General features: G+C 55.0%; 16 protein-coding genes and 2 pseudogenes. 14 read left to right on the top strand and 4 right to left on the bottom strand.

What is annotated here, in order from left to right; genetic code table 11:
* Positions 1 to 81 precede the first annotated feature (81 nt).
* The 12 genes and pseudogenes from ftsZ to JCM25354_RS15875 all read left to right on the top strand — a co-directional run bounded on the left by ftsZ (position 82) and on the right by JCM25354_RS15875 (position 15,549).
* A pseudogene (gene ftsZ / locus JCM25354_RS15890) lies at positions 82 to 1,571 on the top strand (cell division protein FtsZ).
* A gap of 168 nt (positions 1,572 to 1,739) precedes the next feature.
* Positions 1,740 to 2,747 carry a UDP-3-O-acyl-N-acetylglucosamine deacetylase gene (gene lpxC, locus JCM25354_RS01740; protein ID WP_025884734.1) on the top strand — a complete coding sequence of 336 codons (1,008 nt, stop codon included), beginning with the start codon at positions 1,740 to 1,742 and terminating at the stop codon, positions 2,745 to 2,747.
* 142 nt (positions 2,748 to 2,889) lie between these two features.
* A pseudogene (locus JCM25354_RS15885) lies at positions 2,890 to 3,704 on the top strand (outer membrane protein assembly factor BamD).
* 78 nt (positions 3,705 to 3,782) lie between these two features.
* Positions 3,783 to 5,498, top strand: coding sequence for a DNA repair protein RecN (recN, locus tag JCM25354_RS01725; RefSeq protein ID WP_025884733.1), 1,716 nt, complete (start codon positions 3,783 to 3,785; stop codon positions 5,496 to 5,498).
* The gene (ligA, locus tag JCM25354_RS01720; protein ID WP_408734973.1) at positions 5,495 to 7,564 is read left to right on the top strand and encodes an NAD-dependent DNA ligase LigA; all 2,070 of its coding nucleotides are present in this window, start codon (positions 5,495 to 5,497) and stop codon (positions 7,562 to 7,564) included. The genes recN and ligA overlap by 4 nt, the downstream gene beginning before the upstream one ends.
* 85 nt (positions 7,565 to 7,649) lie before the next feature.
* Positions 7,650 to 8,990 carry a hemolysin family protein gene (locus JCM25354_RS01715; RefSeq protein WP_025884731.1) on the top strand — a complete coding sequence of 447 codons (1,341 nt, stop codon included), beginning with the start codon at positions 7,650 to 7,652 and terminating at the stop codon, positions 8,988 to 8,990.
* A 109-nt stretch (positions 8,991 to 9,099) separates the two neighbouring features.
* Positions 9,100 to 11,175, top strand: coding sequence for an FUSC family protein (locus JCM25354_RS01710; RefSeq protein WP_243443827.1), 2,076 nt, complete (start codon positions 9,100 to 9,102; stop codon positions 11,173 to 11,175).
* Between the two features lie 33 nt (positions 11,176 to 11,208).
* Positions 11,209 to 11,403, top strand: coding sequence for a DUF1656 domain-containing protein (locus JCM25354_RS01705; protein WP_035446625.1), 195 nt, complete (start codon positions 11,209 to 11,211; stop codon positions 11,401 to 11,403).
* A gap of 13 nt (positions 11,404 to 11,416) precedes the next feature.
* Positions 11,417 to 12,364 (top strand): HlyD family efflux transporter periplasmic adaptor subunit, encoded by a 948-nt coding sequence (locus tag JCM25354_RS01700; RefSeq protein ID WP_025884728.1) that lies wholly within the window; start codon positions 11,417 to 11,419, stop codon positions 12,362 to 12,364.
* A complete protein-coding gene (locus JCM25354_RS15880) occupies positions 12,348 to 12,959 on the top strand; it encodes an isochorismatase family protein (RefSeq protein WP_243443826.1) in 612 nt (203 codons plus the stop codon). The genes JCM25354_RS01700 and JCM25354_RS15880 overlap by 17 nt, the downstream gene beginning before the upstream one ends.
* A 25-nt stretch (positions 12,960 to 12,984) precedes the next feature.
* Positions 12,985 to 14,559 carry a PepSY domain-containing protein gene (locus JCM25354_RS01690; RefSeq protein WP_025884727.1) on the top strand — a complete coding sequence of 525 codons (1,575 nt, stop codon included), beginning with the start codon at positions 12,985 to 12,987 and terminating at the stop codon, positions 14,557 to 14,559.
* Positions 14,560 to 14,619: 60 nt separating this feature from the next.
* The gene (locus tag JCM25354_RS15875) at positions 14,620 to 15,549 is read left to right on the top strand and encodes a DMT family transporter (RefSeq protein WP_243443825.1); all 930 of its coding nucleotides are present in this window, start codon (positions 14,620 to 14,622) and stop codon (positions 15,547 to 15,549) included.
* Positions 15,550 to 15,570: 21 nt separating this feature from the next.
* Here the strand turns inward: JCM25354_RS15875 and JCM25354_RS01680 are convergent, their stop codons facing one another.
* From JCM25354_RS01680 to JCM25354_RS01660, 4 genes are all read right to left on the bottom strand, one after another.
* Positions 15,571 to 15,954 (bottom strand): response regulator, encoded by a 384-nt coding sequence (locus tag JCM25354_RS01680; protein ID WP_025884726.1) that lies wholly within the window; start codon positions 15,952 to 15,954, stop codon positions 15,571 to 15,573.
* Positions 15,955 to 16,237: 283 nt separating this feature from the next.
* Positions 16,238 to 16,531, bottom strand: coding sequence for an HWE histidine kinase domain-containing protein (locus JCM25354_RS19660; protein ID WP_025884724.1), 294 nt, complete (start codon positions 16,529 to 16,531; stop codon positions 16,238 to 16,240).
* A complete protein-coding gene (locus tag JCM25354_RS21270) occupies positions 16,528 to 16,695 on the bottom strand; it encodes a hypothetical protein (protein ID WP_159103429.1) in 168 nt (55 codons plus the stop codon). The genes JCM25354_RS19660 and JCM25354_RS21270 overlap by 4 nt, the downstream gene beginning before the upstream one ends.
* Positions 16,692 to 17,864, bottom strand: a complete 1,173-nt coding sequence (locus JCM25354_RS01660) for a GAF domain-containing protein (RefSeq protein ID WP_025884723.1) — start codon at positions 17,862 to 17,864, stop codon at positions 16,692 to 16,694. Before JCM25354_RS01660 ends, JCM25354_RS21270 begins: the two co-directional genes overlap by 4 nt.
* A 439-nt stretch (positions 17,865 to 18,303) precedes the next feature.
* Here JCM25354_RS01660 and proP point away from each other — a divergent pair, with 439 nt between their 5' ends.
* Together proP and JCM25354_RS15865 are read left to right on the top strand one after the other, a co-directional pair.
* The gene (gene proP / locus JCM25354_RS01655) at positions 18,304 to 19,758 is read left to right on the top strand and encodes a glycine betaine/L-proline transporter ProP (protein WP_025884722.1); all 1,455 of its coding nucleotides are present in this window, start codon (positions 18,304 to 18,306) and stop codon (positions 19,756 to 19,758) included.
* Positions 19,759 to 20,096: 338 nt separating this feature from the next.
* Positions 20,097 to 21,482 carry a Hint domain-containing protein gene (locus JCM25354_RS15865; protein ID WP_025884721.1) on the top strand — a complete coding sequence of 462 codons (1,386 nt, stop codon included), beginning with the start codon at positions 20,097 to 20,099 and terminating at the stop codon, positions 21,480 to 21,482.
* Positions 21,483 to 21,614 lie beyond the last annotated feature (132 nt).

Below are 21,614 nucleotides of genomic sequence, written 5' to 3'. Positions count from 1 at the left end.
AAAAGTAACCTATGTAGAACATGCTCCTCAGTCATCTTTTTGCCTGTCGCGACTGATTTCAGCCCTGTTTCGGATTTCGCCATGACGCTCAACCTTACCGCACCGCAGTATAATTATTCCGATTTCTCACCACGCATCACCGTGATCGGTGTCGGTGGTGGCGGTATGAACGCCGTCAACAACATGATCGAAATGCAGCTGCAGGGCGTTGAGTTTGTTGTAGCCAACACCGATGCACAGGCCCTTGCCGGATCACGTGCAGAACGTCGTGTTCAGCTTGGTCCGCATCTGACCCAGGGTCTCGGTGCGGGCGCAAAACCCGAAATCGGCAAGGCAGCAGCCGAAGAGGCAGCAGAAGAAATCAGCCGTCATATTGACGGTGCCCATATGGTGTTCGTGACGGCTGGCATGGGCGGGGGCACGGGCACAGGTGCGGCTCCGGTCATTGCGAAGATGGCGCGTGACCGCAAGATCCTGACTGTCGGTGTCGTGAGCACACCTTTCGGTTTTGAGGGAGCCCGACGCAAGAAGGTCGCTGATGCGGGCATTGCCGAGCTCCAGCAATATGTCGACACGCTGATCGTTATCCCGAACCAGAATCTGTTCCGTATGGCCACCATGCACACGACGCTGCGTGAAGCCTTCAAGATGGCAGATGAAGTGCTCTACATGGGCGTGCGTGGCGTAACCGATCTTATGCTCGCACCGGGACTGATCAACCTCGATTTTGCTGATATCCGGACCGTCATGGCCGAGATGGGCAAGGCAATGATGGGCACAGGCGAAGCGAGGGTGAAGACCGTGCACTTGAAGCCGCAAACCGTGCCATTTCGAACCCGCTGCTGGACGATTCGTCCATGTCCGGTGCCCGTGGCCTGCTGATCAATATCACAGGTGGTGATGATCTGACGCTTTACGAAGTTGATCAGGCAGCCGAACGTATCCGACAGGAAGTGGCCGACGATGCCACGATCATCTGGGGTTCGGCGATCGATTCCACACTCAATGGACGTATCCGTGTTTCCGTGGTCGCGACCGGCATCGATGGCAGCCGTGCTCCAGAGCCGGAAAATGTGGAAGTTCCGGTCGAAACGCCTGATCAGGCGCCGGTTGCGCCCGACGGTGCGGAAGTAACCCATCAGCAAGGCAGCCAGCCGCCGTTCCAGCCAGCCTCGACCTATGCCACTGTGCCGCGCCAGCAGCCTCACTATGCGCTTGACGGTCAGACCTCTGGCGCCGCACCGGCACCCTCGCCTCATTCCGTCCCCCCTCAGGCCGCCAAGCTTACACCCCAGTCAGTTCCCTCACCGCGCGCAGGTCTGTTTTCGGAGCAGAACCAGCGCTCCGCACCCGAGCCCCAGTCACAGCCGCGCAGCCTGTTTGGCATCGTGACCGGCGCTCTGCGCGGTCGTCCAGGACCCGTCAGCAGCGCTGCGCAGGAAGAGGCTCCGCGTCACACAACAACGGTTGTCGAGCGTGAAGAGTCACCCCGTGTGTCCTCGTCGCATGATACGAATGAGGAGAACGGTCTTGATATTCCTGCTTTCCTTCGCCGTGACCAGGGTCGCTGAGAACGTCAACACCGTTACATCCTGAAACTGAAATTAAGGTTCAGTTTCAGGGCTTTAGAGCGTAATACTTGGCAATAATCATTGACTGGTCTGTCGTCCCCCGCAGCGGGTAAAGCTCTTCTGACAATCCCGGCATCACGCTGTGGAAAGCAAGGAGAGCCTCCCATCATGCAGATCACGGCTGAAACACCGTTCAAAGCATCGATCACACCTCTTCCGCTTTCCAATATCGCCCAAGGTTTTTCCTCTCTTTCAGCAGCTGGCGCACGCACCCGGTATCAATGCACTCTCGGCCAGGCGATTACCTGCGTCGGGATCGGATTGCATAGTGGTAGTCACGTACGCATGACGCTGAACCCTGCCCCCGTCGACCATGGCATTGTTTTCAGACGCAGCGACATTCCCGATGCCCGTCTCATACCAGCCCGGCATGACTATGTAGTATGCACCAGACTGAGCACTGTGATCGCCCATCCCGAGGCACCCTCAATCCGTATCGCCACTATTGAGCATCTCATGGCAGCCCTGCATGCCAACGGTATCAATAATGCCCTGATCGAGATTGATGGCCCCGAAACCCCTGTGCTCGATGGCTCTGCTGCCGAATTCGATTTCCTTATCCAGTGCGCCGGGACGGCCATACAGGAGACTGAACGACGGATCATCGAAGTGATCCGGCCTGTTCGCGTTGAAGATGAACATGGTGCCTATGCTGAACTGCGCCCGGCACGTTCGGGCATGGCTCTGGCCATGTCCATTGATTTCACAGCATCCGTTATTGGCCAGCAACGTCATGCCATGCCTTTCACCCTTGAGCGCTTTCGCCAGGAAGTCGGATTCTGTCGCACTTTTGTCGAACGCAAGGAAATCGAGACCCTGCAGAAAATGGGTCTTGCCCGTGGCGGTTCGTTACATAACGCTATTGTTGTTGACGGCAGTACTGTCCTCAATCCATGCGGGCTTCGTCATCCCAAGGAGTTCGTCCGACACAAGCTGATGGATGCTGTAGGGGACCTTTATCTTGCCGGTCATACGCTGCAAGCAGGTTTCATGGGCCACAAATCGGGGCATGGACTGAACAATCGTCTCCTACATGCCCTTTTTGCCTCGTCGGAAAACTGGCGCCTCACTGGTGGCGAACGGGCCAGCCAGCCCCAGTTTCGTGCAATGGCGTAAGTGAAACGATCTCATACGCGCAGGTCTTCCGCGAATGGTCAGGCGTGATATAAGACCATTCGTCAGTGGAAGAGTCGGCATGCACCAGAACATAGAACGTAACGTTACTCCTGCTCCAAAGCGTCAGCGTCTCGTTGCCGCAATGATGGCAAGCAGTTTTCTGCTCCTGAGCGGCTGCTCGATCTTTTCCAACAAGGAAGAGGTCAAGGCTCCCAAAGTAGCAAGCGCCGAAACGCTCTATAATTACGGTATCGATGCTTTGCATTCAAAGCGTTACACGCTGGCGAGTGGCGAATTTGAACTGCTTCAGCAGAATTACCCTATTCCGGCTATGTCGGAAATGCGGAACTGATGGAAGGCTACGCCTATTATCTGCAGGGCGAATATGCGCTTTCCGTTCAACAGCTCGAACGCTATCTGCTGTTGCACCCTACAAGTCCTGACGCTGCCTATGCCTATTACCTGCGTGCCCTTTGCTATTACGAACAGATTGCCGAAGTACAGCGTGACCAGCAGGGCACTGTCGAGGCTCTCAGTGCACTTGAAGAAGTCGTGACGCGTTTCCCTCAGACCGCCTATGCGCGTGATGCCCAGCTCAAGATTGATCTTTGCCGCGATCATCTGGCCGGCAAGGAAATGCTTGTCGGACGCTATTACCAGCAACAGCATAATTATGAGGCAGCTCTCGGGCGTTACCAGCGTGTCGTGGCTGATTTCCAGACCACCAACCATGTGGCGGAAGCCCTAGAGCGTATCGTCGAAGTAAATCTTGAGCTCGGTCTGGTTGATGAAGCCCGCAAGGCCACCTCGGTACTTGGTTACAATTACCCAAACAGCCAGTGGTACCGCTACAGCTACAATCTGCTCCGAAACCGCAGTCTCCTGCCAGAAGACAGCAAGGCACCCACTTCCAAAAAACGCGGCTTTTTCGGCCGTGCGTGGCATTCGGTTTTCTGATCCGGAACAGGGTTTTTCGCTGGAGATGGTCTATGTCCCCAAGAAGGCCATCTTGCTGAATTTTCAGGATCTTGTCTTATGCTAACGCACCTCTCGATACGCGATGTGGTCCTTATCGAGAGGCTGGATCTGCCTTTTCATCCCGGTCTGACCGTGCTGACGGGCGAGACCGGCGCAGGCAAATCCATCCTTCTCGACTCTCTGGGGCTCGCTCTTGGTGATCGCGCCAGTGGGGGGCTCGTACGTGCAGGAGCCGATCAGGCTGCGGTTTCAGCCTGTTTTGACATCCCTGACGGACACCCTGTTTATCAGCTTCTCGCCGAACAGGGTATTGCGCTCGACGACCCTCATGAACCTGTTGTGCTGCGCCGCACGGTCACCGCGGATGCGCGATCACGTGCCTATGTCAACGACCAGCCCATCGGCGTCGGACTGTTGCGTCGTATTGCCTCCCTGCTCGTCGAAATCCAGGGTCAGCACGACCAGATGGGTCTTGCCGACCAGGCAACACATCTCGATCTCCTCGATGCTTTCGGTGTGGATCGTGCCGTGCGGGACGCCGTTGCACGCAGTTATCGTCGCTGGATCGAAGTCACGGCCGCTCTGGCGGCTGCGCAATCCGAAATGGAAGCAACCAGACGCGAGGAAGACTGGCTGAGACAGGCCGTTGATGACCTTGCTGCCCTCGCCCCGCAAGAGGATGAAGAAGAACAACTTGCTGCTCTGCGCATAGGCTTGCAACAGGGTGAAAGACGCAGCGAGGCCATTGCTGCGGCATTGGCCGAGTTGACCCCTCGTGATCGCCGTTCCGCCACCCCCGCCGCGGCCCTGCGCAGCGCAAGCCGTACTCTGGCCCGGCTACTGCCTGCACCGGGCGAGGAAAACGTACCGGGCTCGCTCCAGCAACATCAGGCTCAGGAAGCCCTGGTTGCTCTGGAAAAGGCGGAAGAGGCGCTCGCTGAGGCTGAAACCCTCCTCTCCCGCCTCGCGGCTGATGCTGATACAGATCCGCGCCTGCTCGAGGAAACGGAAGAACGATTATTCGCCCTGCGCGCTGCCGGTCGCAAACATGGTGTAGCCGTCAACGAGCTCGCCACTCTTCTCTCCAGTCTGCAGGCAAGACTTGAGGCGCTCGACTCAGGCAATGCGCGGATAGAGCAATTGCAGGCTGAGACAAAAGCCGCACGCGAGATTTTCGCCGCTGAAGCCGAAAAACTGAGCGCTATTCGCGAACGCGCTGCCCGGCGCCTTGAGACCGCTGTGATGGCCGAACTCAAACCGGTCCGCCTGGAACGGGCACGTTTCATCGTTTCCCTGACCTCTCTGGAACCAGAGGCCTGGAATCTTCGAGGCAAGGAACAGGCATCCTTCCTGATTGCCGCAAATCCCGGACAGCCCCCGGGTGCTCTGGCCAAGGTGGCTTCCGGTGGCGAACTGTCGCGCCTCATGCTGGCACTCAAGGTAGTCCTCGCCGAGCGTTCTGCCATTCCGACACTGGTTTTCGACGAGGTTGATTCCGGCGTGGGAGGAGCCACCGCCTCTTCCATAGGTGACCGCCTGCATCGCGTGGCACAGGATGTGCAGGTTCTGGTCGTCACCCACAGCCCCCAGGTAGCGGCCCGGGGTGACCAGCATCTGCGTATCAGCAAACGCATACGCAAGGAGCGTACGGAAACACTGGCAGAAAAACTCTCTGCTGAGGAACGCCGTGAGGAAATTGCGCGCATGCTCGCGGGTGAAACCATTACAGATGCTGCCCGTACAGCTGCAGACAGTCTTTTGGAACAGGAATGATGGACGACACGACCGCCCGGGAAGCTACAGACGAACACGCCCGGCTTTCCGCGCTTATTGCGCGTTGGAACATCGCCTATCACCAAAATGATGCTCCCGAAGTATCGGATGCGGAATATGACAGCGCAAGACGCACACTGATCGCTCTTGAGGAAGCCCATCCTCATCTGAAAGCGCAAGGCAGTGTAACGGAGGCAGTTGGCGCCGCGCCTGATTCCGCTTTCGGCAAACAGGCGCATCGTGTACCGATGCTCTCGCTAGACAACGTGTTTTCGACTGCTGAATTTGATTCCTTTGTTTCAAAGGCTGCGCGTTTTCTGGGTCTTGATAACAAGGCAGCCGATGCTCTGGCTTTTGTCGCTGAACCGAAAATCGACGGGCTTTCGATCAATCTGACCTATCGCCATGGCAAGCTTCTGCGCGGTGTTACGCGTGGTGATGGTATGGTTGGCGAGGATGTAACCGCCAATCTTCTGACGATTGCCGACGTCCCTCGCGAACTGAAAGGCGATGCACCGAAGGAGATCGAGATACGCGGCGAGATCTTCATGGCCAAAGCCGATTTTCTCTCTCTGAACGAGACCATGCTGGCACAGGGCCTAAAACCCTTCGCCAATCCGCGCAATGCGGCGGCCGGGTCTCTCCGCCAGCTTGATGCTGGTGTGACAGCACGACGTCCGCTTTCGCTTTTTGCTTATGCCCAGGGCTTTGCGAGTACACGCTGTGCAGAAACACACTGGGCCTATCTCGAGCAGTTGAGAGCTTGGGGATTTGTGGTCAATCCTCTCTCCAGGGCAATTGCCCATGCCAGTGAAATCCCGTCTTATATCGAGGCTCTGGCACGTGATCGTGCTTCACTGCCCTATGATATCGACGGTGTGGTTTTCAAACTCGATGATCTCGCCCTGCAGAACCGCCTTGGATTTGCAGGACGAGCGCCACGCTGGGCAATCGCCTGGAAGTTTCCTTCCGAGCAGGCCATTACCAGACTGGAAAAAATCGAGATCCAGGTAGGGCGCACAGGCGCCCTCACCCCGACGGCCCATCTTCAACCCGTGAATGTAGGCGGTGTGATCGTCTCCCGCGCGACCTTGCATAATGAAGACGAAATTGCCCGCAAGGATGTCCGCCCTGGCGATCTGGTGCGTGTCCAGCGTGCCGGTGATGTCATCCCCCAGATTCTCGGTCCTGTGCCGGAGGAAAGGGAGCGAGGGCCAGTCTACGTTTTTCCGACCCATTGCCCTGTCTGTCATTCTCTGACCGAACGCCCTGAAGGCGAAGCCGTACGCCGCTGTACGGGTGGACTGACCTGCGAAGCACAGGTAGTCGAAAGGTTGATCCATTTCGTTTCACGTCAGGCTTTCGATATCGATGGACTGGGCGAGCGCTCGATACGAGAGTTCCATGAAATCGGCCTTATTGATCGTCCTGGGGACATTTTTCGTCTGCATGAAAAAGCGGATCTGATTCGCTCTCGTGAAGGCTGGGGAGACGTTTCGACCCGCAATCTGCTACGCGCCATAGAACAACGGCGCAGCATAGCTTTCAGCCGTTTCCTGTTCAGCCTGGGAATAAGGCGCATAGGGGAACGTAATGCGCAGCTCCTTGCACGTCATTACCAGACTTATGAAGCCTGGTTTGATGCCATGAAAGCGGCAAAACAGATTGGCTCAGATGATCGTCTGGCACTCGGGAGCATCATGGGCATTGGCGAAAGTATTGTCGCGGATCTGCTCGCCTTTTTTGCCGAACCGCATAATCTGGCCACGCTGACTGATTTGCGTAACGAGTTGACCATAGAAGAAGAGGCGCGACCTGAAGAAGGGCCTCTTTCAGGAAAAACCATCGTATTTACAGGTACCCTGCACACCATGACACGACCTGAAGCCAAAGCCATCGCCGAACGGCTGGGCGCACAGGTCAGTGACTCGGTTTCAAAAAAAACAGGGCTGGTCGTTCTTGGTGAAAAAGCCGGTTCCAAAGCAAAAAAGGCTGCCGAACTCGGCCTCGACACATGTGACGAGGCAGGCTGGCGTGAAATTGCCGGTCTTCCCACTGCGAATTGAGGCGCAGATACTGGAATATGGCGTGTAATACGTCTAGAACCGGTTCTTCTGTTTCAAAGTCCTGTTTTCCCGAGGAGACACGCGCGTGACGTTGCTGCTTCTGGGCCTCGCGGCCATTGTGGCAGCGATAGCCGTCTCAATTCTGATCTCGCTTTCGGAAATCTCCTTTGCGGCTGCGCGTGATATCCGTCTCCGTGCGCTGGCTGATCAGGGTGACCCCCGCGCTTCGGCTTTTCTGAAACTGCGCCGTAATAGTGGCCAGGTCATCACGGTTCTTCAGATCTGCCTCAATGCCGTAGGCGTGCTTGGTGGTGTCATTTCGAGCGAACTGCTGACACCTGCTTTCAGCTCAGCTTTGATCGAGGCAGGTCTGGCGCCCGGTCTTGCCGGCAAGACTGCAGCAAGTCTTGCCTTCGTTGTTGTAACCGGCCTGTTTGTCCTGTTCGCCGATCTGCTGCCCAAGCGCATTGCTTTGAACAATCCTGATCGTGTCGCCCTGAAGGTCAGCTGGTTCCTGACAGGCGCCCTGCGTGTTCTTTATCCTGCCGTATGGGTTTTCTCGATCATTTCGGACTGGTTACTTGGTTTGCTGCGCATTCCGGCAGCTTCCGCAGTCGATCCTGTCACGCCTGAAGATCTCAACGCCATGCTGGCAGCCGGCACAGCCTCGGGCGCTCTGCAGGAAAAAGAGCATCAGCTCATCCAGAATGTGCTGGCGCTTCAGGACAGGTCGGTCACATCGGCCATGACTCCGCGAGACGAGATCGTCTTTCTCGACATTCAGGAAAGCCTCGAATCACAACGCGACAAGGTGCGTATACGCCCTTATTCACGCTATCCGCTCTGCGATGGCGGACTTGATCACGTTATTGGCTCGATACGCGCCGAAGACGTGCTCGTGGCCGTTGTAGACGAGGTACCCTCGAATACCGACCCGAGTCAGCCTATCAGCAACCAGATCTTCCGCATGAGGCGTGATACGCTTTCCCTGCCGGACACGCTGAATCTGTGGGATACGCTGGCCCAGTTCGATTCACATGGTGCTGGCTTTGCCCTGATCGTGAACGAGTATGGCCTCGTTGTCGGACTGATCACCTTCAAGGATATCATGGGCGCGTTGATGGATGGGCTTGCGAGTCCGTTCGAGGAACAGGCCATTGTGCGCCGTGATGCCAATTCGTGGCTGATAGATGGCGCAGCACCAATAGGCGACGTGTTTCGCGAGCTGGACATCACACTCGATGCCGAACGCGATCTTTTCCACACGATAGGCGGCTTTGTCATGCATCGTTTGCGGCGCATGGCCCGCAAGGCCGATCGGATAGAGGCCGCCGGATACCGCTTTGAGGTTGTGGACGTAGACGGGTTTCGTATCAACCAGCTGCTCGTCTCCCGGGCCGCACCTGGTGAGGGCGGTAATTTCTGATCCGTATCTGACAAAAGATTTCTCAGCCCTCGCAAGCGGGTTGCGTGCTTGACCTCACACACCAACAGGGCCTTTTTCAACAGGAAGTCAGTTTTCTGGATGGAGCGGAATGACGGAGGGGGTGCAGACACGCATGCGCTGGTGGCCACTGCCCGGCGACCTGCCCAATCCACCCTTCCCGCCCGGATGGATCGGTTTTTCCTTACGCAGCTGGGCTGCAATCTGTCTTGCGCTCGCCACGGCATTCTGGGCGCAACTCGATGCCCCTGCGGGGGCCGCCGTGACAGTGATGATCATCACACAACCCCTGCGCGGCCAGGCGCTTTCAAAAGCCATCTATCGCCTGATCGGTACAGGACTGGGCGTGATTGCCTCAATTCTGCTGATTGCCTGTTTCAGCCAGGATCGCGGCATGCTGCTTGGAGGCTGCGCGCTCTGGATGGCTGGTTGTACCTATATTGGTTCACTTGAGCGGCATTTCCGTTCGTACGGTGCCCTTCTCGCCGGCTATACGATTGCACTTGTCGCCATCAATGTGGTCGATACCCCACATAATGTCTTTGACGTTGCCGTGTCCCGTGCGAGCTGCGTTGCCATCGGTATCGCCTCGGTCGCCTTCGTAAACATGCTGACCGGCTCTCCAAAGGCATGGCAGAAACTGGCAGACGGGCTTGAGATCAGAGCGCGCCAGATCCGCGAATTCGGACATCGTGCCCTGCAAGGCGAGAGTGTGGTCGATGCAATGGAGACTACTGCGCTCGCTGGCGATATCCTGTCACTTTCCGCCCAGATCACCTACGCGAAAACCGAGATAGATCGCTCCACCCGACGCACGGCAGGCGCACGTCTGGCCATAATTGGCATGTTGACCGTACTGGGCTCGGGTCGAGCCATCGCCCACATCCTCCGTACCAGAAACGTTTCAGCCCTCGCACGTCGTCATGTCCTTGCCTGGCACGAATTACGTGAGGACCACAGCGATCGCTACGAAACAGTCGGCTCGCTGATCAAGACCATGCGCGAGGAGCAACCCGATTATCACCCTTGTCCTGCAGATGCGCATTATCTGGAGCGTGCCGCCGTTCTTCTGAGCAACCGTTTGCATATTTCTACCGGCATCAACACGCTGCAATATGCTACCCCTGCTGGTGAAGCCCTCAAACTTGCACAGATTGTCCAGCATCCTGACCATGTTGCCGCTTTCATCAATGCGGTACGCGTACTGCTCGGTTTTTCGATTACCGCCGGTCTGTGCATTGCGAGCGGTCAACCTGCTTCTATGGCAGCACTCTCCCAGGCCGCACTCATTCTGACACTCGCCTCGACAGCACTCGACACATCCCAGTTTGGCCTGGGGGCCATACTTGGTCTGACCCTGGCCGTGTTTGTCGCCATTGGCATGAATTATCTGATCCTGCCGCATATTGCAGCATTCGCCGCGCTGGCGCTGGTCTTTCTTCCCCATACGATATTTGCCTGTGTAATGCTCATGAATGCGCGCACAAGTTCAATCGGTTTCAACTACGGTGCCTTTTTTCCAGTTATTCTTGGACTGAGCAATCATCACGATTACGATCCTATTGCCTTTATTTCCCGGAATATCTTTTTTCTGCTTTCGGGTGTCATTTCCTTCGTTATTCTGGTTCTGCTGTTTCCACCTACACCGCGCAGCCGTCGCTTCCGGATTGCCGCCTCGATCGGTCAGGATCTCGAAGCCCAGCTGAGTGGCAAAGGCAAACCGGCAGGGGCGGCCCTACTCAGCCTGAAATATGATCGCCTCGTTCAGCTACTGACATGGACAAAGCAGCTTCATGCTCATCCGGCCAGGAACCAGGGTGCCGAACGCCCGGTCAATCGTCATGTTTTCAACCGTCTGGTCGCTCTTGAGGATCTCACCACCACTCTGGCACGCATCCGTCATTATCTGCGTGAGGCTGATGGATGCAGCTGCCTCGCTCCCCTCGCAGGTGAAGCGCGGCATCTGGTAAATTCAGCCTCGTTCTCGACACTGGCGCTCGCCCTGCCCCGGCTGAGTACCGAATTTCTGGCCCTCGCCCAGAATGCCCCACCCAGAGAACGCACCATTGCCATACTCTGTGCCGGCAGCCTGGAGGCTGTACATTCAACCCTTGCTGAAAACCGCTCAACGCTCATGCATTTCGGTCTGGGTCGCTCGCGATGGTAGCGTTTTCCGGATTCAGCCCCCCGGGGAATGCTCATGAGTGAAGTCATCGATTTCGAAGGCGTGCTCATTTCCGCTTTCGTGGCCAATCTCTTCCTGGCCCTTCTGACCCTTGCCCTTATTCGATGGTGTTTCGGCAGATTGAACCTCTGGCGTTTTTTCTGGAATCCACCCCTTGCCCAGTTTGGTCTGCTTGTCTGCCTGCTGGGACTCTATACCTGGCTCATGTGAAAGATCTCCGATCGTGCTTGCTCGTGCCTCACGTCTGATCAGATGGCTCATCACCCTGTCGATCCTTTTTATTGCCGGGATCGTGGTGGTCATCCTGTGGGATTACTATACCGCAGCTCCCTGGACACGGAATGGTCAGGTACGTGCCCAGGTGGTGAATATGGCACCACGTGTTTCCGGTGAAATCATTGATGTGCGCGTACATGACAATGAGTTCGTTCATCGTGGCGACGTGCTTTACGTGATCGACCCTTTCGATTTCAAGGTGCGTGTGGCCACAGCTGAAGCCAATCTGACGGAACGGCAGGCCGATCTGGACTTCCGTATCTCGCAATACCAGCGCCGCCGCCTCATCCCCGGAGTTGCCGTATCAACTGAGGAAAAGCAGCAATTTGCAGCCGCGGCCGCACAGGCGCGCGCGCAATATGACGCCGCACAGGCCGCATTGCGTCAGGCACGCATCGATCTTGACCGTACGATCGTCCACAGCTCGATTGATGGCTATGTCACAAATCTCCTTATGCGCCCCGGTGATTATGCGACGGCCGGACATGTCAATATCCAGATCATCGACTCAGCTTCTTATTGGGTGGATGGCTATTTCGAAGAGACCAAGATCCACAATATTGAGATAGGTGACCCGGTACGCATGGATCTGATGGGCGGACATCACCCGGTTTTCGGCCATGTAGAAAGCATCACCAGAGGTATCTCAAGCATGAATGCCACCACGGCGACACAGGGCCTCCCCTCTGTCGACCCGGTCTATACATGGGTCCGGCTTGCCCAACGTATCCCTGTGCGTGTGCATATTGACCAGCTGCCGCCCGATCTTCATCTGGCAGCAGGCATGACAGCCACCGTCACGATCGTGGCTGAAAACGGTCACAGGCGGCATATGTCGGCAAAAGATGCCCTGCATCATTTCGGCGACGATATGCGTCATGTTATCGGTCACTGAGATACGTGGAGCTTTCTCTCATGGCCTCATCACCAAATGCCTTTTCCCGCCGCACCCTGCTGGTCATAGACGTACAGAACGATTTCATGCCGGGAGCAGTCTGGCGGTTCCCCAGGGGGATCTGGTCATACCTGCAGTCAATGCACTCATGAATCAGGATTTCGATGTTCTGGTTGCCAGCAGGGACTGGCATCCTGAAAACCACAGTTCTTTCACACCCTATGGAGGTGACTGGCCCATTCATTGCGTATCGGGCACGAAAGGGGCCGATTTTCCACCACTTCTCGATCAGCGGCGCCTGACCCATATCATCCATAAAGGGCTAGATCCTGCCTGCGATTCCTATTCAGCCTTTTTCGATAACGATCAGCGCCATTCCACCGGGCTCGATGGTCTCCTTCGTGGGCTCGGTATCGGACACGTTACGATCTGTGGTGTTGCTCTGGACTTCTGTGTTGCTGCCACTGCACGGGATTGCAGCAAGCTGGGCTTTGAGACTGTCATCAAGCGCGCGGCCTGCCGAGGTATCTCCACTGACGATACGTCCTGCCTGAATGATCTTGTCGCCTACGGCGTACAGATCGACCAGACATGAACGCGAACGCGTTCCAGAAAAGAGCGTGCGACAGAGTTTCTCTTCACGACCAGGCAACAAACTCACGCTCTGCGGTACATCACAAAATATCTCACGCTGGCAGACGGCTGAAAGCAAGACCGATCTGGCCGAATTCATGAAACCGGCTTTACGCAAGAAAGCCGTCAGAACGCTGTTTCTGCTCCATCGCTGGTCTGGCATCACCCTGGGCTTGATGATGTGCATCTGGTGCCTTTCAGGCGTCGTCATGCTCTGGAAAGCATGGCCACAGCGTGACGAGCTTCAGGCTGCCCTGGCCCACAACACCATAAGCCTGGAAGATCCAGCCGTTCTGCCTCCCCTGAAAGAGCGGTACCGCGCCTTCAGGGTTCTGATGGCTGGCAGGATTCCTCTGCTGCTCGCTTATGCCGAAACGGGAATTGTAAGAACCTATGATCTGCGCAATGGCAGGCCATATCATTTATCGCCTGAGGATCTGGCCGGAAACGCTGTCCGCTATGTCGGTCTGACTGCAGGTAGCGCGCATTTCGACGGACTTCGCGACCACGATCAGTGGATCCTCAACACGAAAGGTCATCAATCCGGATTTTACCGTTTTGCCGTGGATGATCCGGATAGAAACGTTGTCTATCTCTCTCCCGAGACAGGCGATGTCATGCAGGCCACAACCCGGAACAGCCGGTTCTGGTCATGGTTCGGGGCCATCCCTCACTGGCTTTACCCCTCATTGCTCAAGCGTCACCAGACCGCCTGGGTCTATACGCTATGTGTTCTTTCCGGGTCCGGCGTGGCGCTTACCACCACGGGCCTCTGGATCGGATGGCGGCGCATCAGGAGCGGGAAGAGTTTTTCGCCCTACCGGGGTTTCCATCGCCTGCATCATGTTAGCGGAATTATTTTCGGGCTGATGCTTCTCTCATGGATTACAACCGGCTTTCTGAGCATGAACCCGGCCGGTTTTCTCGCGCGCGGCCCTGTACCGGAGTGGACAAAGATATTCGAGGGCTTTGTATCACGCGGCGAATTGTCCCAAGTAATGACTGAACTCCATGCTCATCCGGAATGCGGCCTGCGTGATATCAGGCTCAGCTCATGGAGTGGCATACCCTTTATTGCCGCAACTACCGAAAATGGTAAGTCCTCGACTTTCGGTATTTCCCTGAACCCAGTCCCTCTCACTCAGGAAGACATCGAGAAAACCCTGACCCGCAACCATGTGTCTGCCCAGGTCATTACGCTTGGTCAGGATGATGCCTATTATTTTTCAACACGACATTTTACCCGCTTCTTCCCGGTATTCCGCGTCACCGGTCCTGACGGGGTCAGAGCCTATCTCGATACGAGAACAGGAACCCCGCTCCTGATCGCAGAATCAGGTACAAAAGGATCTCGCTGGATCATCTATGGCCCTCACGATCTCGACTTTTTTCCCTGGCTCCGGCAGCCCATCGCCCGGCTCATTATCGTGCTACCCCTTCTGCTTGGGGTCAGCACACTCTGCCTGTCAGGCTTTCTGCTGGGGATAAAGCGCCTTGGCTATCGCATCACAACAACGAGGAAACATCGGCAGAGACAAGACAGCCTCCCCCCACGGGACTAGAAGAGACGACATGATTTCCCCTTCGAATCGCAACCAGAAAAACCTTCCTCTTGGCGTGTTATGCGGTGCCGGTGCCGGTGCCTGTGGGGACTGGTCTTTCTGGCTCCGGAACTGGCTCGCGATTTTCCACCACTCGACCTCGCTTCAGGGCGTTACCTTGCCTATGGTCTGATCGCGCTGATGCTGGTCGGCACCAGATTACCGGCTCTGTGTCATAATCTGCAGAGCCGCGACTGGCATACGCTCTTCTGGCTCTCGTTTTTCGGAAACAGCTTCTACTATGTCATGCTCTCAATGGCAGTACAGAAAGGTGGTATTGCGCTTACCTCACTTGTGATCGGTTTCATGCCTGTGGCCGTAACGATCATAGGTAGCCGAGACAAGGATGCCCCACATTTTCTCAAACTCGCCCCGTCATTGTTCTTCTGCATGATTGGAGCGTTCTGCATTGGCTGGCAGGCATTGTTTCATACGGGTCAGCCGCCATCCGATACAGGCAGCAGCAGCCTGCTCGGCTTGTTCTGCGCCTGTGCAGCCCTTGTATCATGGACCGGTTTCGCCGTGGGAAACAGCCGCGCTTTGTCGCGCCTGACTCATATATCGGCACATGACTGGAACCTGCTGACAGGTCTGATTACCGGAGCTCAGGCTGTCATCATGCTCCCTCTTGCCCTGATCCTTGAGCCCGGCACTCATGATATAGGGGCTTGGGGTCGCTTCGCTGCCGTCTCGATCGGGGTTGCCGTCATTGCGTCACTTTGTGGCAATGCGCTCTGGAACCGGATGAGTCAGCTCCTACCTCTGACGCTGACAGGACAGATGATCCTGTTCGAAACGCTTTTCGCCCTGCTCTACGGTTTTCTCTGGGACCGGCGCATGCCCCATCCACTTGAAATTGCCTCGTTCCTTTTCATCGTTGCGAGCGTTCTGTGCTGTGTTGCCGCACATCGTAAACCCAGCCAACCTGCAGGCGACACCCGATTATCCTGACAGGAAGAGTAACACTGCACCTCAGCTGAAAAGAAGAAGAGCCTCTTTCACACGCTGTTCATTAAGTGGCTTGGGCAGGAACATGGCACGCGCCGGTATGGCCGAAAGCTGGGGAATACCTCGACCACTGGTCACGATGATCTCGATTGGTGGCCAGCGATCACGAACAAGGGCAGCCAAGCGTAAACCGTCCATCGAACCCGGCATATCAACATCAGCCAGAACAATACGGATATCAGGGCGGTTTTCGAGAATGATCAGAGCCTGATCAGCGTCAGAAGCATCGGCAACCTGATAGCCGGCTTCTTCAAGCAGATCCATGAGGCTCAGACGCTGCAAAGGCTCGTCCTCGACGACCAGCACAGTGGTCACCGGTCGATCCCTGACATTAAGTGAATGAGCCATTACGTCCTCATGATCTTTTCTGCGTCAGCCCGGAAACTGGCTGACAGACCTTCCTTTTCATAGCGCAGAAAGACGCCTCCCGTTCCAATCAGACCAAAGGATATTAGTCGGGATCCAAAGCCACCGTGCGAAGGAGGCGTTATCGCGGGACCGTCCCTTTCCTTCCACAAAAGGACCAGTTCACTGCCGGTTTCCTGGGCCTCAAGATGCCAGGTGATGGCAATTTTCCCCTCCGGAGCCGTAAGAGCCCCGTGTTTACAGGCGTTGGTTGTCATCTCATGAATCAGCAATGCCGTGGACATGGCTGCACGTGAGCCAAGACGGACGACCGGACCGTTACCTCACAGCGTTCCAGCGCACTTGCATCGCCCAGAATATTGGTAATGAGATCACCAAGAAGTGCGGTGTGCTGCTCTTCGCAATGAAGCAGATCATGCGCGCGGCCGAGCGATTGCAGCCGCTCATAAAAGCGCGTCGCCTCCTCCCTGGAAAGAGCATCCCGCAACGTCATGCGCGCGACGGCCTGCACCATGGCCAGAGTATTGCGCAGCCGATGGGCAATCTCGCCATTGATCATGATCTGGAGTTCATCAGCACGTCTGCGGGCAATCGCATGTTCCAGCCTGTCTGCAGCATTGTGCAGCCAGTGTATTTCTTCATCAGCCAGTCATGGGGATGCGAAAAATGAACCAGAAGCAGGGCCACGTTACGCCCGTCTTCCCGCACCGGTACGTTGATCACGCCACGTGCCTGAGCGCAAGCCACCCCTGACTGTCGTCCCGCGTACGCGGATCGGTAAGAATATCCCGGATCACTAGCGCTTCTCCGGCCAGCAGGGTTTCACGCAGACGGCCATAATCATCAAACCGATAAACGCCCGCAATCGGCGGCATTCCGGGCAGCGCCCAGCCCTCGGCCACGGTAAGGGTTTCTATGTGATGATCAAGTTCACCATAAGTGGCACGATCTGCAGAAAAAGCTTCGCCGATAACAGCCATGGCCTGACTGATCATCACAGTGACATCACGCTCATCACGCAGCACATCGCCCAGAGCAATCAGACCAGCCTGACGGTTCTGCGCCGCAACTTCACTGGTCACTTCGCGAAAAGTACCGGAAAAAAAACCCTGCCCTACCGGATAGAAACCGCCCCCGTACCAGCGGCCAGTTGCCTTGACACGCTGAAGGAAAGGCACGGGCCTGTCTTCCGCTACTGCCTTCGCAGCAAGATCGATCCATTCTGCCTCGACGAACGGGAAAAGCGCACCGTACGTTTTACCTATGGTTACCTCTGCAGGAATACCCACCTGACGTACCCAGGCCGGATTGACCTCATGATAGACCCAGTCGCAAATGTCTCCGGCGTCATTACGCAGCACCTGCGCCAGAAAAAACCCCTCCTCCATGGTCTGGAACAGACTTTGCCAACGCTTCTGGGTCACGGCCAGGGCCAGGCTACGACGACGCAACTCCAGAAGGTCAACGACAAGACCGGCAAGCTTTTCGAGGGCAGCCCGCTGCTCAACAGACAGTCCTCCCGCCCTTGCCACATCGTCAATAACCGCCAGGGCTCCGATCGTACCGAATGGCGTTCGAAGCGGCATGCCCGCATAGAACCTGATTTTCGGCGCCTCCAGAACAAGCTCGTTCCCGGCTGTTCTCGGATCAATGGCAAGATCTTCAATTTCGATCGGGCCATTCTCTTCGACCACCAGACGGCAGATCGAGCTGTCAATAGATGTCTCGGAGAAGGGAATACCTGTCCGTGCCTTGAACCACTGGCGCTCTTCCCCCACCAGACTCATGATGGCTATCGGCGTATTGCAAATCTGGGCTGCGAGCAGGACCAGATCGTCATAACCGCGTTCGGGAGGGGTATCGAAAATATCGTATGCGGCTATTCCGACCATCAACGGTATCCTGTCAACCATGCGTTAATCCAAGCGACATCTCGTCTCCAGCGCAGGTCCAAGCATACGGGCTTCGTCACCCTTCGCTCCTACGACGAATCCTTTCATTCCAGAAGCGCAAATAAAACCGAACACGGCAGAACAGCCAGAAAGCTCGCTTTGACCCCTGACTGAGGAGAGGCGTTATACAGTCTGGCCAGCTGCTCCTGTTCGATACGGGAACTGTTCCATAACATACGAACGACTGCGTGCTGGTGATATCTCGGGACTACGCTTTCCGCGCAGACAGACACCTGTTCCGGAATGAAGAAGATGACATTTTAGACATTTTAATGATTTTATGCTACACAGGATGAATGATTTTACCGATCTCCATCCTGACGCAGTCTGAACCTTCTGAAAAATCTTTCTTCCTCAAAGTAATGCGGGAGTATTACTGATGAAGAAACCCAGATTATCTTCCCATCACCTTGGATGGTTCAAGAGCAGTCGGCAACTCGATCATGACGATATTACCGTGGTTGATTCCGAGATGCTCAAACGCGCCGTGGGTGCTGCTGCCCTTGGCAATGCTATGGAATGGTTCGATTTTGGTGTTTACGGCTATATCGCCGTCACATTGAGCAAGGTCTTTTTTCCTGACAATGATGCCTCGATCAGCCTGATCGCTACTCTTGCAACATTCTCGATTGCATTTCTGATACGGCCTATCGGAGGAGCAATATTCGGCCCGCTGGGAGACCGATATGGTCGGCAGAAGGTCCTGGCCGCCACCATGATATCGATGGCTCTTGGCACGTTTGCTATTGGCCTGATTCCCTCCTACGCATCGATCGGTATATGGGCTCCGATATTGCTGCTCTGCGCGCGCCTGGTGCAGGGTTTCTCGACTGGCGGAGAATATGGAGGCGCAGCAACATTCATTGCTGAATATTCGACTGACCGCCGCAGAGGGCTGATGGGTAGCTGGCTCGAATTCGGGACACTTGCCGGATACGTGGCCGGCGCCAGCGTGGTAACCCTGCTCCAACTGGGCCTGGGCGAGGAAGCAATGCTCTCATGGGGCTGGCGCATTCCCTTCCTTATCGCCGCGCCTCTGGGCCTTCTGGGGCTCTATGCACGTGTCAGACTTGAGGAAACACCCTCGTTCAAGGCTTATGCCGCTGAGTCGGAAAAACGCGAGCATGCGCGCCCAGGCTGGCGCTACCTCTTTGCTGTACACTGGCGACAACTGGTAAAATGTGTCGGGCTCGTGCTCGTCTTCAATGTGACCGATTACATGCTACTGGCCTATATTCCCAGTTACATGACGGTGTCTCTTGGGTATGCCGAGAGCAAGGGCCTGATCCTTATCATCGTCGTCATGATCCTGATGATGCCCATCAATATAGTCGGCGGGCTGCTGAGCGATCGTATCGGCAGAAGACCGATGATTGTCGGGGCTTCAGCTGCGCTTCTGATCCTCTCCATACCGTGTTTCCATCTGATCCAGAGTCATTCCGACGGCCTTATTTTTCTGGGCCTCATGCTCCTGGGCGTCACCCTGGCTGGTTTCACAAGCTCCATGCCCTCCACATTACCTGCCCTGTTCTATACACCCATTCGCTACACGGCCCTTTCAGTGGCCTTCAATCTTTCAGTTTCCCTGTTCGGAGGCACAACCCCCCTTCTCATGGCCTGGCTGGTGAGAAAGACATCCTATCTGGATCTCCCTGCCTGGTATCTGATGGGTGCAGCCTTCATTGGTATCGTCACAATGCTGACCGTACGGGAGACTGCAGGCATGCCCCTGCGTGGATCGCCCCCGGCAGTGGGTAGTCCGGAAGAAGCCAAAGACCTGCTTCAGAGTGGCACTGCTGTCACCGTCGATCCTGCGCCTCCTCCTGTCGCCTGAACAAGAAGAACGATCAGTTATTACCTGACCTGCGGACCCCGTGACTGCGCTCGGCAATGAAAAGCCAGATGAGCGTGTGCCTTGGCCTGTTCAACCCGATTGCCTCATGTCAGCGCAGAACCTGCCAATCATGACTGCGAAAGGGTTGAGAAGCCAAACCATCCCAAAATCGTTAAATTTACATCAATTAAAGAGAAAAAGAGAATTATATTCGGTATTTATATATTTCGAATTAATTTATCAAAAATAAGAATTCAATCCAAATTGACAATTTTATTCCTATGGATGCTAAATATTTATTGGATGAGGACCGATTACAATAACAAGGGCAGAAATCCATGGCAATTCAGACACCCAATCCAAGCTTCAGCCTTCCCACCTCAGGCACATACACGTACCAGACAAACTTTTTCCCAAGTGCCCCACTGGGAAACACAGGATACAAGCATCAAAGCACTGTAACTTATGGGACTGGCCGTCAGGTAACCATTGACGGGAAGACCTATACATATACAGCAAACCAGGTATATGGATTATCAACACTCAAGATACTCGTTGTACAGGTGAGCGGCGGCTGGATTGTTATTGCAGATAACAGTGTTGATCTGTCGAAATACTCATTCGTGATGCCAAGCTCAGTCAGTCAGGCTTACGTGACGGTCAATGGACCAGCAGGAACTGGTCTGCTTTTCAGAAACTGGATGGGTACTGCCTGGGATGGCGCATGCTTCCTGGCAGGCAGCATGATCAAGACGCCTCAGGGAATGATTGCCGTCGAGGATCTCCGTATTGGTATGGAAGTTTGCGTACTGGATGCGCAAGGCCAGGAAACAATCGATCGCATCATCTCGGTTGAATCCAAAACGGTCAAAAACGATGACTTTATTGGCAGTATCAGGCATCAGCCCGTCCGTATTCTGAAAAATGCTTTCTCTGAAAATGTTCCGGATAATGATCTGAGGGTAACGGAGGAGCATTGCATTTTCATAGATGGCAAATTCGTGCCAGTCCGCATGCTCGTGAATGGTATAAGCATCGTTTATGAAGAAATAGATCAATATGAGTATTTTCATATTGAATTCGAAACACACAGGATTGTTGTATCGAACAACCTCAAAACCGAGAGTTACCTCCGCACAAGGGAAAATGCGCAGTCCATCCTCTCCGACGCCTCGCATGGCACACTGAAATCATGGGAGAACGATGCCGCAGCGCCACTCGATACATCGCGGAATTTCGTAGAGGGTATCTTCCTCCAGCTTCTCGAAAGAGCAAAGACACTATGGGGGGACCATGAAATCTCCAGCGAAAGCCGATGCTCGACCTTCGTTCAGCTTGAGGATGGCAGGGGAAATATTATTACACCACTGCGTATAACAGACCAAAAATATATATTTGCCGTAAATACTGCTGATCGTGATCTTCTGCTGGTTTCGAGCTGTGCAAGACCTTCAGATCTGATCGGTAGTTTCATCGATGATCGTCGCCACCTTGGGGCGCATATAGGCGCGATCTCGGTTTATGGAGCGAATTCATCCTACGAATATGACATACATCTCACAGAAGACTTTGATTTCGGCTGGCATCGGAAAGAAGAGGCATCCTATCGCTGGACAAATGGTGTTGCACCATTACGCGACATCAATCCGGAAAGTATGAGTGACTATATTATCTGCATAGAAATAAAAGAAATAATCCCCACTATAGAAAATATTGCCGCCTGAATAAATAAACAATGTACTATATCAATAAATTTTACTTGATATAGTACATTGCAAATTTATCATTAAAGCAATATCAAATATTTCTGATAGAAATCCATCCTGTAGATTTAAAATACCATTATTACAAAAATA

The sequence above is a fragment of the Asaia prunellae JCM 25354 genome (assembly GCF_000613885.1).
GTDB classification, from domain to species: domain Bacteria; phylum Pseudomonadota; class Alphaproteobacteria; order Acetobacterales; family Acetobacteraceae; genus Asaia; species Asaia prunellae.
Note: the sequence above shows the minus strand (reverse complement) of the source record. Positions and strands in the feature narration are given on the sequence as shown.

Excerpts from the sequence above, each read along its gene's own strand:
- JCM25354_RS01680 (WP_025884726.1), bottom strand. The coding sequence starts at position 15,954 with ATGGCTCATTCACTTAATGTCAGGGATCGACCGGTGACCACTGTGCTG.
- JCM25354_RS15875 (WP_243443825.1), top strand. The coding sequence starts at position 14,620 with ATGCGGTGCCGGTGCCGGTGCCTGTGGGGACTGGTCTTTCTGGCTCCG.
- recN (WP_025884733.1), top strand. The coding sequence starts at position 3,783 with ATGCTAACGCACCTCTCGATACGCGATGTGGTCCTTATCGAGAGGCTG.
- JCM25354_RS15865 (WP_025884721.1), top strand. The coding sequence starts at position 20,097 with ATGGCAATTCAGACACCCAATCCAAGCTTCAGCCTTCCCACCTCAGGC.
- JCM25354_RS15880 (WP_243443826.1), top strand. The coding sequence starts at position 12,348 with ATGTTATCGGTCACTGAGATACGTGGAGCTTTCTCTCATGGCCTCATC.
- JCM25354_RS19660 (WP_025884724.1), bottom strand. The coding sequence starts at position 16,531 with ATGATCAATGGCGAGATTGCCCATCGGCTGCGCAATACTCTGGCCATG.
- JCM25354_RS01660 (WP_025884723.1), bottom strand. The coding sequence starts at position 17,864 with ATGGTCGGAATAGCCGCATACGATATTTTCGATACCCCTCCCGAACGC.
- JCM25354_RS01710 (WP_243443827.1), top strand. The coding sequence starts at position 9,100 with ATGACGGAGGGGGTGCAGACACGCATGCGCTGGTGGCCACTGCCCGGC.
- JCM25354_RS01705 (WP_035446625.1), top strand. The coding sequence starts at position 11,209 with ATGAGTGAAGTCATCGATTTCGAAGGCGTGCTCATTTCCGCTTTCGTG.
- proP (WP_025884722.1), top strand. The coding sequence starts at position 18,304 with ATGAAGAAACCCAGATTATCTTCCCATCACCTTGGATGGTTCAAGAGC.
- ligA (WP_408734973.1), top strand. The coding sequence starts at position 5,495 with ATGATGGACGACACGACCGCCCGGGAAGCTACAGACGAACACGCCCGG.
- lpxC (WP_025884734.1), top strand. The coding sequence starts at position 1,740 with ATGCAGATCACGGCTGAAACACCGTTCAAAGCATCGATCACACCTCTT.